Genomic DNA, 11,786 nt, shown 5'->3' on the forward strand with positions numbered 1-11,786 from the left:
GAGCTATTTACACCGCGTCCACCGCCGATGCCGCTGCAGCCGCGCTGGATGATCTCGATGACGAGTGGGGGCGAGCCTATCCGGCGATGATACGTTTGTGGCGTAACGCCTGGACCGAGTTCGTGCCGTTCCTCGACTACGACATCGAGGTCCGGAGGGTGATCTGTACGACGAACGCGATCGAATCGTTGAACGCCCGCTACCGGCGAGCGGTCCGAGCGCGAGGGCATTTCCCCAGCGAGCAGGCCGCGATGAAATGTCTGTACCTTGTCACCCGCAGCCTCGACCCGACCGGACGAGGCCACACCCGATGGATGATGCGCTGGAAGCCAGTCCTCAACGCCTTCGCCATCACTTTCGGTGACCGCTGGCCGGGCGCCGAGCACTACTGACAACATCGCCGGAACCACCGTTCTCGTTACAGACCCGTGGTGCGGACCGTCCCCGTCGGGGTGGCGGTGACGATCTCCTTGTGCCCGAAGTACTGCTCGGCACGGTGGAACACGTGCGGCAGCGTCAGCGGACGGTCCTGCATCAGACCGAGCATCGTTGCTCCTGGAAGGCGGTCGGGTGGGGTCGGCGCGAGCCTACCGTAATCTCGTATATGGAATGGACTATCCGGTCACGGCGTTCGGCCGCAGTGCACGCGGCGTCCGGCGTAATCGGACACCCGCTGTCAGCACACGTGACGCACTGTCTTAACGTTCTCGCCGACGTCCACGAACCGTCAGGTTCCGGGCGCACGCACGCAGGGTCAAGCAACCGGCCCGGCATCCCGGGTCTCCCCGGAACCGTTCCCGCGCAGACACCATCTGCCGGTCGCGCCGGGCCTGGCCTCCGGTGCCGCTCGCTGCGGCATCCGCCGAACCGTCGCGTTCCGGCGCGGCGGAGGTCGAGATGTTTTCCGGGTCCTCGGACGCGCTCATCCTGCGCGCCTGCTGCGACGATCCCGCGTTCCGTGCCACGCGCTCCCCCTACGCGATCCTCGGCCGCGAGCTCACGATCGTGGGGGCGAACGACGCCTTCTGCGCCGCGACCCTGCGCACGCCCGACGAGCTGGCCGGCCGGCCGCTCGCGGAGGCGCTGCCGGACGACCCGCGACGGCCCGGCGCCGACGGCGTCGCGACGCTGACGGCGTCGTTGTCGCGGGTGCTGCGCCTCGGGCAGCGCGACCACCTGCCGGTCCGGCGCCACGACGTGCCCGCGCCGACCGGCACGCCCGGTTTCGTCGAACGGCTGTGGGTCACGGTGAACTCCCCGCTGGCGGCCCCGGACGGACGAGTGGTCGGGGTGCTGCACCACGTCGAGGACGTCACCGGCCTGCTCGGCCCCGGTCCCGACGGCCGCGACCTCGCCGCCGCGGCGCTGGCCCGCGCGCTGGACACCGAGAACACGCACCTGCGGGCCCGTTTCGCCCGGCACGTCAGCATCGAGCAGGCCAAGGGGGCGCTCATGGCCCGGCGCGGCTGCTCCGCCGACGAGGCGTTCACGCTGCTGCGCCGGCTCTCGCACGAGACGAACCGGAAGCTGCACGTGGTCGCCGAGGCGCTGCTGGCGGACACCGTCGAGCCGAGATCCTGACCGGACGCGCCGGGGCCGCCGCAGACCGTGCCGGAGCGCGGTCGCTGCGGCACGATGGGTGGCCGAGACGTCGATCGACGGAGGCGACATGGTGGACCCGCACGCGGCCGTTCCGGGCCGGGCCGCAGGCACGCTGACCGGCCGGTACCTGCTGGTGCTCAGCGACGACCTGCTGACCGACCACGACACGACCCGCTCGGCGGTGGCGGAGCTGACCGGGCTGTCCGAGGTGACCAGCAGCCGCGACGACACCCCGGTGGCCCACCCGACCCTGTTCGCCCGGCTCGGCGTCGCCGTCGCCGAGCTGGACCCGGCGCGGCTGCGCACGGTGCGGGCCGACAGCCGGGTGCTCTCGGTGGAGCCCGAACGCGTGCTGCGCGCCCTGTCCGGGCCCAGCGCCGACTACCTGCGCGGGTTCGCCGACGCGGCGGGCTTCCTGGCCGAGCGCGCCGCCGCGACGGAGGCCGCCGACGCGCCCGGCACGACCCGGTTCGTCGACAACGACCAGGTCACGTGGGGTCTGCAGGCCACCGGCGCGGACGTCGCCGTCGAGACCGGCGCCGGGATCACCGTCGCCGTCCTCGACACCGGCCTCGACCTCGGCCACCCCGACTTCGCCGGCCGGCAGATCGAGTCGCGCTCGTTCGTCGACGGCCAGGAGGTCGCCGACGTACAGGGACACGGCACGCACTGCATCGGCACCTCCTGCGGGCCGCTCGCGCCGGGCTCGGGACGCCGCTACGGCATCGCCCACGAGGCGAGGATCCTGGTCGGGAAGGTGCTCGGCGACGACGGCTCCGGCACCGACGCCGGCATCCTCGAGGGGATCGAGTGGGCGATCTCCTCCGGCGCGCACATCGTGTCGATGTCGCTGGGCGCGGATCTGAACGAGGTCTCCCCCGCCTACGAGAACGCCGGACGTCGGGCCCTCGACGCGGGCACCCTGATCGTCGCCGCGGCCGGCAACAACGCCGAGCGCTCGACCGGCAACGTCGGTTTCGTCGGCGTCCCGGCGAACAGCCCGTCGATCATGGCGGTCGGCGCGGTGGACGCCGCGCTGGCCATCGCCGATTTCTCCGCGGCCAGCTCCGCGATCGAGGGCGGGCAGGTCGACATCGCCGGGCCCGGCGTGGACGTCTACTCGTCGTGGCCGATGCCCCAGCGCACCAACACGATCTCGGGCACCTCGATGGCCACCCCGCACGTCTCCGGGATCGCGGCGCTCTGGTCGCAGCGCACCGGCGCCCGCGGGCGGGACCTGTGGACCCAGCTCACCCAGGCCGCCCAGCGGTTGCCGCTGCCCTCGGGCGACGTCGGCGCGGGCCTCGTCCGGGCCCCGGGCCGATGACCACGACCGGGAGGCTGCTGGTGTCGGTGGCCGACGGGCACGTCGCCGACGACGTCGCGCGGGCCTGTGCGGCCGTCGGGCTGCAGGTGGAGAAGGTGCTCACGGGGGTCGGCGTGGTCGTCGGGACCTGCGCCGACCCGGACGCCCTGCGCGCGGTCACCGGGGTCGCCGCGGTGGAGCCGGACCGCGAGGTCCACCTGGACCGCGATCAGCAGGGGCCGGCGTAATCGGTCGACGCACGAGGAGGATGTCCGATATGGTGGTGCACGTCGACCGCGCCCGGTAACACTCCGGCCGCGGCGGCCGACGAACCGCCCGGACCGTCCCCGGGAGGCGCCGACCCGGCGCCCCGGCCACGGCCGGTGCCACGACCCCGTACCGGCACCGCGCGATCCCGCGCGGCGCGGCACTCCGCCGCGTACCGGACATCACCTCAACCGAATCGACCATTCCTGTGCAGGCCTCCGTCCACCCACCCGTCACCGACCCCACCGTCCGGGGCGCCGTCGACCGGCTCACCGCCGAGTTCGCCGGCCGATTCCCCCAGGACCTCGTCGACCACGTCGTACGTGGCTCGCACCGCGACCTCGACGTCGTCTCCGCCGCCGCGCTCCCCGAGATGGTCGAGCGCCTGGCCCGTCAGCGGCTGATCGACCACCTCTGAGCCGTCCGGCCGCGCACGCCCGGGCAGGATGGTCGACATGTCGCGCCCGCTCTCCGGTCTGCACGTCGTCGAGTGCGCGAGTTTCGTCGCCGGTCCCACCGGTGGCATGACGCTCGCGCAGCTCGGTGCCTCGGTCATCCGCGTCGACCCGCTCGGCGGCGGCCCCGACCACGGTCGCTGGCCCGCCGCCGGGAACGGCACCGGCGACTCCTACTACTGGGCCTCGCTGAACAAGGGCAAACGCTCGATCAGCATCGACATGCGCTCCGACGAGGGCCGCGAGCTCGTCCTGGCTCTGGCGACGGCGCCGGGCCCGGACCGCGGCGTCCTCGTCGACAACGTCGTGGGCCGCCGCTGGATGGCCAACGACGCGCTCGTCGCACGTCGCCCGGACCTGGTGCACGTGCGCGTGCAGGGCTACCCGGACGGCCGTCCCGCCGTCGACTACACCGTCAACGCCGAGGTCGGGATCCCGCAGATCACCGGCAGTGAGGAGGGCGCGGCCCCGGTCAACCACGTGCTGCCGGCGTGGGACCTGGTCACGGGCATGTCGGTCGCGACGGCCGTGCTCGCCGGGGTGTACCAGCGTTCCCGCACCGGCGCCGGGGTGTACTCCGAGATCGCGCTGTCCGACGTGGCACTGGCCGGGGTCGCGAACCTGGGCTGGCTCTCCGAGGCCGCCGAGCGCGGGCACGAGCGGCCGCGGCACGGCAACCACGTCTACGGCAGCTTCGGCGTCGACTTCGCCTGTTCCGACGGGAACCGGGTGATGGTCGTCGCGCTGACCCCGGCGCAGTGGAACGCGCTGGTGTCGGTCACCGGGACCGGCGACGTGTTCGCCGCCCTGGAGCCCGCGCTCGACGCCGACCTGTCCTCGGAGACCGAGCGCTACCGGCTGCGCGAGACGATCGCGGCGGTGCTGCGGCCGTGGTTCGCCGCGCGCGACTCGGCGACCGTCGAGTCCGAGCTCAACACCGCGCGGGTGCTGTGGGGCCGCTACCAGGGCATGACGCACGTGGTCGCCGAGCACCGCGCGGGTGGGCACCCGCTGCTCGCGGACCTGGCTCTGCCCGGCGGCGCCACCGGGATCACGGCGCGCTCGCCGATCCGGTGGGACGCCGACCACGGCGACGCCGGCGCCGCCCCCGAGCTGGGCCGGGAGACCGACGAGGTGCTCGCCGACGTCCTCGGCCTCGACGAGCGCACCATCGGCGGGCTGCACGACCGCGGCGTCGTCGGGTAGAGAATCCCCGTGACCGACGCACAGCTGACCGAGGCGCGGTGGACCCACGTCGCGCTGCCGACCGGCGACCTCGACGCCGCCATCGACTTCTACACGACGATGACACCCCTCACGGTCGTCGAGCGCTTCTCCGACGACGCCGGGCGGAGCGCCTGGCTGTCCAACGCCGGTCAGGTCGAGACGCCGATGGTGCTGGTCCTGGTGTCGTTCGACGCCGACAAGGGCGGTGAGCTGGGGCTGCTGCGTCCCTTCGCCCACCTGGGGATCGAGGTACCGACCCGCGACGACGTCGACGCCGCCGCCGACCGCGCCCGGGACGCGGGGTGCCTGCACTGGGAACCCCGGCAGATGCCGGGGCCCGTGGGGTACATCTGCGCGCTGACCGATCCCGACGGGAACGTCGTGGAGTTCTCCCACGGGCAGAAGGTGTTCACCTCGGTGCGGGAGAAGTGGGGCTGAGGCCGCTCCCCCGTGCCCGACCCGGTCGCGGCCCGCGATCGCGGACCAGCGGATCGAACACGTGTTCGAGTATCGTCGACGTCGTGACCACCGTCCAGGAACCACCCACCCGCTGCCCCGACGCGGACGCGGGCGGGTTCCTGCGGGTCGACCTGCTGCTGGTCCAGATCGCCGTCGAGGACGCCGCGCACGAGGACCCGTCCGGGTGCACCGAGACCCAGCTGGTCGACCAGGTCCGCCAGATCGAGTCCCTCCAGGCCTCGCTCGCCGCGCTGCAGGCCACCCGGGTCCGAGCCTTCGCCCGCGCCTACGTCGAGAACCGCCTCGCCGCACACCGGGACCTCGCGCGGCTCGGGATCGGCCGGCTCCGCGCGATGACCCGGCGGCTGGTCGCCGAGCTCGTCCCCGACCGGTTCCGCGCCCGCGTCCACGCCGCCAGAGCCGAACGACGGGTCACCCTCCGGCCGGCGCCGGACGCCATGAGCTACCTGCCCGCCTACGTCCCCGTCGAGCAGGGCGCGGCCTGCCTCGCCGCCCGGCAGAGAACCTTCACCGAACTCTCGGTGAGCCCCGAGCCGCTGACCCGCACCCGCGGACAGGTCGCCGCCGACACACTCGTGGGCTCGGGCCCGTCCCGGCCGAGCTGCTCGCCACCTCCGACGGTGCCACGTCGGTGCACCGGCTGCTGACCGACCAGGGCATCGTGATCGGCGGCGACTCCCGCAAGCGCCCCTCCACCGGACTGCTCGCCACCCTGGTCAGGGCCCGGGCCGGCCACCGATGCACCGAACCGTACTGCGACGCCCCCGTCCGCCACCTCGACCACATCGAACGCGCCGCCGACGGTGGACCCACCACGTCGGAGAACGGGCGCGGGGTGTGCGAGTTCCACAACCACGTGCGCGAACAACCCGGCTGGCACGTCGCCCGCGCACCGGACGGGACCGTGGCCACCACGACACCCACCGGGCACACCTACTACGGACCGAGCCCGCCGGCGCCGACCTGACACGGCCGACCACCGGCGAGGTCGGTGAGCGATGAGTTCCGGACGCGACACCGGTCACGTCTCACATGACCGAGCCGACCGCCGCCCTGCCCACCGCTCTGCCCCCCGTCGTCGACACCGCCACCTGGGAGCGCGAGCTCGCCGCACTGCGCGTCCGGGAGAAGGCCGCCACCCGCGAACTCGACGCCATCGCCGCGGCACGTCGACGGCTGCCGATGGTCGAGATGCCCGACTACGTCCTGCACCGTGAGGACGGCCCCGTCCGCCTCGCCGAGATCTTCGACGGCCACCCGCAGCTGATCGTCTACCGCCACATGTGGCACGACGGCGCCGAGTGGCAGTGCGGCGGGTGCACCGGGTTCACCTCGCAGTTCACCCGGCTCGCCGGACTGGAGAAGTTCGACGCCCGCTTCGTGATCGTCACCCAGGGCCCGATCGACGAGGCGCTCGCCTACCGGCGTCGCGTCGGCAACACCATGACCTGGTACTCGACGGCCGACAGCAGCTTCGGCACCGACGTCGGCGCGCCGCCCGGCGGCGGCTTCGCGGTCAACGTGTTCCTGCGCGACGGCGACCGCGTCTTCCGTACCTGGCACACCGACGGCCGCGGCACCGAGCAGCTCTCCCACCTGTTCGCCCTGGTCGACGTGCTGCCCTACGGCCGCCAGGAGGTCTGGCAGGACTCGCCGGAGGGCTGGCCGCAGGGGCCCACGTACCGCCGGTGGGCAGGGCCGCAGGAGATCGCCGCCGCCTACGGCGAGGGCTGAGCCCGCGCCCGCACCCCGGCCAGGACGGTGTCGACGACCGCGGCCGCGTACCCGCGGCCGCCGTCGCGGGCGGCGAGGTGCGCGGGGGTGGTCGCGACGTGGTTGCGCACCGCCCCCGCGACCAGGTCCGCGACCAGTGCCACCGAGGTCCCGGCCGGGAGCTCGCCGCGGTCGATGCCGCGGCGCACCATCGTGCGGGCGCCGCGGACGTGCTCGGGGTAGGCGTCGTCGGCGAGCGCGGCCGCGATCTCGGGGACCCGGTGGGAGTCGACGAGCAGCCGCTCGACCAGGCGACCGTCGTCGCTGGTGGCGAACGCCGTCCACTGCTCGGCGAAGGTCACCAGGTCCTCGCGCAGGGAGCCGGTGTCGATGTCGGCGACGAACCGGGCCCGGTCGCGCACCGCGGCCACCAGCAGCGCGGCCCGGGTCGGCCAGCGCAGGTACAGCGACCCCTTCCCGATCGACGACCGGCGGGCCACCTCCTCCGGCGACAGCCCGGACCAGCCGCGTTCGCCGTAGACCTCGCGGGCGGCGGCGTGCGCGCGACGGTCGACGTCCGGGTCGCGCGGACGTCCGCTGCGGCGCGGCGACGGGGGCACGGCGGCGATCCTGCCAGACGTCGTTGTGACCACCGACCCACTTCTGGACGATGGTCGTCCGTAATAGGCTCGGCGCTGTGATCAGGACAGCGCTGACCGATCTGCTGGGCGTCGAGCACCCGATCGTCGGGTTCAACCGGTCCCCGGCGGTGGTGACCGAGGTGAGCCGCGCCGGCGGGTTCGGGGTGCTCGCGGCCGTGTCCTACACCGCCGACGAGCTCGACGCGCAGCTGCACTGGATCGAGGAGCAGCTCGACGGGCGGCCCTACGGCGTCGACCTGCTCGTCCCGGAGAAGACCGCCGACCCCGGCGCCGACCGGGAGGACCTGGTCGCCGCACTGCGCGCACAGCTCCCGGCCGAACACCTCGCATTCGTCGACGACCTGCTGGACCGCTACGGCATCCCGCGGCTGCCGGCCGACCCCGGGCGGGACGCGATCGCGGCAGGGATGAGCCGGCGCGGCGCCGAGGCCCAGCTCGACGCCGTGTTCGCGCACCGCCCCGCGCTCGTCGCGAACGCACTCGGCACCGCGCCACCGCACCTCGTGGAGCGCGCGCACGACGCCGGGATGGCGGTCGCCGCCCTGGTCGGGACCCGGCGGCACGCCGAACGGCAGCTCGCGGCCGGGGTCGACGTGCTCGTCGCGCAGGGTACCGAGGCCGGTGGGCACACCGGCACGATCGCGACGACCGTGCTCACCCCGGAGATCGTCGGCGTCGCCGGGGACCGTCCGGTGCTGGCCGCCGGCGGCATCGCCTCGGGTGACCAGATGGCCGCCGCGCTCGCGCTCGGCGCGGCCGGGGTGTGGTGCGGCTCGGTGTGGCTGTCCAGTGTGGAGGACGTGGCGCCGGAGTCGGTGAAGCGCAAGTTCCTCGCCGCGGGCAGCGGCGACACCGTCCGCTCCCCCGCCCGTACCGGCAAGCCCGCCCGGCAGCTGCGCAGCGCCTACCACGACGCCTGGGAGGCACCCGGCGCGCCGGCGCCGCTGCCGATGCCGCTGCAGCCACTGCTGACCCTGCAGGCCTGGTCGAGCATCGACGCCGCCGCCGACGCCGGGAACGCGGGCGCGCAGGAGCTGCAGTCGTTCTTCGTCGGGCAGGTCGTCGGCGCGTTCACCGAGCTGCGCGGCGCGGGCGAGATCACCCGGGAGATGGCACGCGGGTGCGAGCAGCGCATCGCCGCACTCGCGGGACTGGTCCGATGAGCCTCGACCCGCGCACACCCGTCGTCGTCGGGGTCGGGGAGGCCTCCGAACGGATCGGCGAGCCCGGCTACGCCGCCCTGTCGCCGGTCGGGCTCGGGGCCGCCGCGGCCGCCGCGGCGCTCGCCGACACCGGCGCGGACCCGGCCACGGTCGCGGTGGCGCTGACCGTCGTCGCCGGGGTGCGGCAGTTCGAGATGTCGCTCCCGGGCGCCGTCGCGCCGCTGGGCCGGGCGGACAACTACCCGCGCGCGGTCGCCCGCCGGATCGGCGCCGACCCGGAGCGGGCGGTGCTCGGCGTCGTCGGCGGGCAGTCCCCGCAACGGCTGGTCACCGAGTTCGCCGGCGCGATCGCCCGCGGCGAGGCCGGCGCGGCGCTGCTGGTCGGGGCCGAGGCGATGTCGACGGTTCGGCACATGATGTCGCGCCCCACCGACGAGCGGCCCGACCACGGCGAGCACGTCGGCGGCACGCTGGAGGACCGCGGGTACGGCTCCGAGCTGCGCAGCCCGGTCGCCGAGCGGCACGGCGTGCGCACCCCGGCCGGGTACTACGCGCTGTGCGAGAACGCCCGCCGGGCCCGGCTCGGGCTCGACCGGGACGCCTACGCCCGCGGGATGGGCGCGCTGTTCGCGCCGTTCACCCGGGTCGCCGCCGGGCACCCGCACGCCGCCGCACCGCGCGTCCGCACCGCCGAGGAGCTCGTCACCGTCGACGACCGGAACCGGATGATCACCGACCCGTATCCGCGGTTCCTGGTCTCGCGCGACCAGGTCAACCAGGGTGCCGCGGTCGTCCTCACCTCGGTCGGCACCGCGCGGGACCTGGGGATCGCCCCGGAGCGGTGGGTGTTCCTGCACGGCCATGCCGACCTCACCGAGAAGGCCGTGCTCGACCGCCCCGACCTGGGCGCCTATCCGGCCGCCGGGGCCGCGGTCCGGCACGCCCTGGAACTGGCCGGGACCGGTGTGGACGACCTGTCCGCGATCGACCTGTACTCCTGCTTCCCGATCGCGGTGTCCAGCGTCGCCGACCCGCTCGGTCTGGCCGCCGCCGACCCGCGCGGGCTCACCGTCACCGGTGGGCTGCCGTTCTTCGGCGGACCGGGGAACGACTACGCGATGCACGCGATCGCCGAGGTCGTGCGACGTCTGCGGGCCGACCCGGGCACCTACGGCCTGGTCGGCGCGAACGGCGGGTTCCTGTCGAAGTACTCCGCCGGGGTCTACTCCACCCGCCCCACCCCCTGGCGCGACGACGACAGCGCCGCGATCCAGGCCCGGCTCGACGCCGTCGCCACCGTCCCGACGACGACCGCGGCCGACGGGGCGGCGACCGTCGAGACCTGGACGGTGCGCCACCGCCGCGACGGCAGCCGGGACGCGGTCGTCGTCGGCCGGCTCGACGACGGTGGTGCGCGGTTCGTCGGGCGCGGCGACGACGACGCGCTGCTGGAGCTGCTCGACGGCGACCCGGCCGGGGCGGCGGTCCGGGCCCGGCCCGACGGTGACCTCACGCTCGTCACGGCCGGCTGACGGGGTCCCGGGTCACCCGCGTCGACCCACCTCGCCCAGGGCCGTGCCCAGGATCTCCACGCCGCGGTGGATCTCGTCCTCGGTCGCGGTCAGCGGCGGCGCGATCCGGAACGTCCCGCCCATGCCGGGCAGCTGCACGATGTTCATGTGCAGCCCCAGCTCGGCGCACCGCGTGGTGACGGCCGCACCGAGCGCGTCGGTGTCGGAGCCCGCCAGCTCCAGCCCGACCAGCAGACCCCGGCCGCGGACGTCGCCGATCGTCCCGGACGTGCGGGCCAGGTCCCGCAGACCGTCCTGGAGCAGCGAGCCCAGCTCATGGGCGCGCAGGTCGAGCCGGTCGCGGGTGAGCACGTCGAGCACGGTGAGCCCGACCGCCGCCGGGAGCGGGTCGTTGACGTGGGTGGTGAAGAACAGGAAGCCGCGCTCGTGTGCGGCCTGCTCGATCGCGGCCGTGGTGAGGACGGCGGCCAGCGGAAGTCCCGCCCCGAGCGTCTTGGACAGGGTGAGGATGTCGGGGACCACGCCGTCGCGCTGGTGGGCGTACCAGTCGCCGGTGCGGCACAGACCGGTCTGGGCCTCGTCGAGGATCAGCAGCATCCCGCGCTCGTGGCACTTGTCGCGCAGCGCCGCCAGGTAGCCCGGCGGCAGGTCGACGACCCCGCCCGAGGACAGCACCGGCTCGACGATGCAGGCGGCGAGGCTGCCGACGGACTGGGCGTCGATCAGGGCGAACCCGAGGTCGAGCTGGCGGCGCCAGTCGAGCTCCCCGGCGTCGTCGACGAGGTCGGGGCGGTAGCGGTCGGGCACCGGCAGCGCGAAGTTGCCGGGGGCGGCGGGCCCGTAGCCGGCGCGACCGGCGACGTAGGTCGCGTTCGCCGCGGCCTGGGTCATCCCGTGCCAGGACCGGGCGAAGGAGACGATCTCGTGCCTGCCGGTGACGAGCTTGGCCATCCGGATCGCGGCCTCGTTGGACTCCGCGCCCGTCGTGAGCAGCATCGCCCGGTCCAGGCCGCCGCCGACCGAGGCGCACAGCCGTTCGCACAGCTCGATCACCGGCCGCGACAGCATCCCGCTGTAGAGGTGGTCGAGCCGCCCGACCTGCTCGCGGACGGTCGCGACGATCTCCGGGTGCGCGTGCCCGAGGATCGCGCTCATCTGGCCGGAGGTGAAGTCGAGCAGCTCGCGGCCGTCCTCGAAGGTGACGGTGCTGCCGTGGGCCCGGGCGACGACGCCGGGTGTGAACCCGCCGCGGCCGGAGTAACGGATGAGGTGCTCGGTCACAGCCAGGTCCTCTCTCGCGGGCACGGACGGTCCGGGCGACGGTGTCGGCGACCGGGGTCGGAGCGGACCCGACACGCCGACCTCCCCCGGCGCAGTCT

The 11,786-nt window shown here is 74.3% G+C and carries 15 protein-coding genes; 12 read left to right on the forward strand and 3 right to left on the reverse strand.

Features of this window, described 5'->3' with window-relative positions; all coding sequences use genetic code 11:
• A partial coding sequence (locus FVA95_RS15215) for a transposase (RefSeq protein ID WP_193564271.1) occupies positions 1 to 392 on the forward strand: 392 nt, incomplete at its 5' end.
• Positions 393 to 418: 26 nt separating this feature from the next.
• On the opposite strand, the gene FVA95_RS33505 is transcribed toward FVA95_RS15215, so the two are convergent.
• Positions 419 to 547: a hypothetical protein gene (locus FVA95_RS33505; RefSeq protein ID WP_255474651.1), complete on the reverse strand. Its 129-nt coding sequence runs from the start codon at positions 545 to 547 to the stop codon at positions 419 to 421.
• 350 nt (positions 548 to 897) lie between these two features.
• On the opposite strand from FVA95_RS33505, the gene FVA95_RS32945 reads away from it, so the two are divergent.
• From FVA95_RS32945 to FVA95_RS15255, 9 genes are all read left to right on the forward strand, one after another.
• Complete coding sequence (locus FVA95_RS32945; protein ID WP_149664825.1) at positions 898 to 1,581, forward strand: ANTAR domain-containing protein; 684 nt, start codon at positions 898 to 900, stop codon at positions 1,579 to 1,581.
• 88 nt (positions 1,582 to 1,669) lie between these two features.
• Entirely contained in the window at positions 1,670 to 2,929 is a 1,260-nt protein-coding gene (locus FVA95_RS15225; RefSeq protein ID WP_149664826.1) for a S8 family serine peptidase, read from the forward strand.
• Entirely contained in the window at positions 2,926 to 3,156 is a 231-nt protein-coding gene (locus tag FVA95_RS15230) for a hypothetical protein (protein WP_020622444.1), read from the forward strand. Before FVA95_RS15225 ends, FVA95_RS15230 begins: the two co-directional genes overlap by 4 nt.
• Positions 3,157 to 3,383: 227 nt before the next feature.
• Entirely contained in the window at positions 3,384 to 3,593 is a 210-nt protein-coding gene (locus tag FVA95_RS15235; protein ID WP_020622443.1) for a hypothetical protein, read from the forward strand.
• Between the two features lie 37 nt (positions 3,594 to 3,630).
• Positions 3,631 to 4,836: a CoA transferase gene (locus tag FVA95_RS15240; protein ID WP_149664827.1), complete on the forward strand. Its 1,206-nt coding sequence runs from the start codon at positions 3,631 to 3,633 to the stop codon at positions 4,834 to 4,836.
• Between the two features lie 9 nt (positions 4,837 to 4,845).
• Positions 4,846 to 5,295: a VOC family protein gene (locus FVA95_RS15245; protein ID WP_149664828.1), complete on the forward strand. Its 450-nt coding sequence runs from the start codon at positions 4,846 to 4,848 to the stop codon at positions 5,293 to 5,295.
• Positions 5,296 to 5,378: 83 nt separating this feature from the next.
• Positions 5,379 to 5,984, forward strand: a complete 606-nt coding sequence (locus FVA95_RS15250; RefSeq protein WP_240051511.1) for a hypothetical protein — start codon at positions 5,379 to 5,381, stop codon at positions 5,982 to 5,984.
• A complete protein-coding gene (locus FVA95_RS32950) occupies positions 5,969 to 6,304 on the forward strand; it encodes a hypothetical protein (RefSeq protein ID WP_240051512.1) in 336 nt (111 codons plus the stop codon). The genes FVA95_RS15250 and FVA95_RS32950 overlap by 16 nt, the downstream gene beginning before the upstream one ends.
• 65 nt (positions 6,305 to 6,369) lie before the next feature.
• On the forward strand, positions 6,370 to 7,071 hold the full coding sequence (locus FVA95_RS15255; RefSeq protein WP_149664829.1) for a DUF899 family protein: 702 nt from the start codon (positions 6,370 to 6,372) through the stop codon (positions 7,069 to 7,071).
• On the opposite strand, the gene FVA95_RS15260 is transcribed toward FVA95_RS15255, so the two are convergent.
• On the reverse strand, positions 7,056 to 7,670 hold the full coding sequence (locus tag FVA95_RS15260) for a TetR/AcrR family transcriptional regulator (protein ID WP_161992317.1): 615 nt from the start codon (positions 7,668 to 7,670) through the stop codon (positions 7,056 to 7,058). The two genes, FVA95_RS15255 and FVA95_RS15260, sit on opposite strands and share 16 nt — an antisense overlap.
• 77 nt (positions 7,671 to 7,747) lie before the next feature.
• On the opposite strand from FVA95_RS15260, the gene FVA95_RS15265 reads away from it, so the two are divergent.
• Both FVA95_RS15265 and FVA95_RS15270 read left to right on the forward strand, forming a co-directional pair.
• Positions 7,748 to 8,875: a nitronate monooxygenase family protein gene (locus FVA95_RS15265; protein WP_240051513.1), complete on the forward strand. Its 1,128-nt coding sequence runs from the start codon at positions 7,748 to 7,750 to the stop codon at positions 8,873 to 8,875.
• Positions 8,872 to 10,407 (forward strand): acetyl-CoA acetyltransferase, encoded by a 1,536-nt coding sequence (locus FVA95_RS15270; protein WP_149664831.1) that lies wholly within the window; start codon positions 8,872 to 8,874, stop codon positions 10,405 to 10,407. The genes FVA95_RS15265 and FVA95_RS15270 overlap by 4 nt, the downstream gene beginning before the upstream one ends.
• Positions 10,408 to 10,419: 12 nt before the next feature.
• Here FVA95_RS15270 and FVA95_RS15275 read toward each other — a convergent pair whose 3' ends face one another.
• Positions 10,420 to 11,694 carry an aspartate aminotransferase family protein gene (locus tag FVA95_RS15275; protein ID WP_205015870.1) on the reverse strand — a complete coding sequence of 425 codons (1,275 nt, stop codon included), beginning with the start codon at positions 11,692 to 11,694 and terminating at the stop codon, positions 10,420 to 10,422.
• Between the last annotated feature and the right edge of the window lie 92 nt (positions 11,695 to 11,786).

The sequence above is a fragment of the Pseudonocardia sp. EV170527-09 genome (genome assembly GCF_008369905.1).
Lineage (GTDB): Bacteria > Actinomycetota > Actinomycetes > Mycobacteriales > Pseudonocardiaceae > Pseudonocardia.

What these genes read in the sequence shown, in the direction of transcription:
- FVA95_RS33505 (WP_255474651.1), bottom strand. Translation starts at nt 547, where the DNA reads ATGCTCGGTCTGATGCAGGACCGTCCGCTGACGCTGCCGCACGTGTTC.
- FVA95_RS32945 (WP_149664825.1), top strand. Translation starts at nt 898, where the DNA reads ATGTTTTCCGGGTCCTCGGACGCGCTCATCCTGCGCGCCTGCTGCGAC.
- FVA95_RS15225 (WP_149664826.1), top strand. Translation starts at nt 1,670, where the DNA reads ATGGTGGACCCGCACGCGGCCGTTCCGGGCCGGGCCGCAGGCACGCTG.
- FVA95_RS15230 (WP_020622444.1), top strand. Translation starts at nt 2,926, where the DNA reads ATGACCACGACCGGGAGGCTGCTGGTGTCGGTGGCCGACGGGCACGTC.
- FVA95_RS15240 (WP_149664827.1), top strand. Translation starts at nt 3,631, where the DNA reads ATGTCGCGCCCGCTCTCCGGTCTGCACGTCGTCGAGTGCGCGAGTTTC.
- FVA95_RS15255 (WP_149664829.1), top strand. Translation starts at nt 6,370, where the DNA reads ATGACCGAGCCGACCGCCGCCCTGCCCACCGCTCTGCCCCCCGTCGTC.
- FVA95_RS15270 (WP_149664831.1), top strand. Translation starts at nt 8,872, where the DNA reads ATGAGCCTCGACCCGCGCACACCCGTCGTCGTCGGGGTCGGGGAGGCC.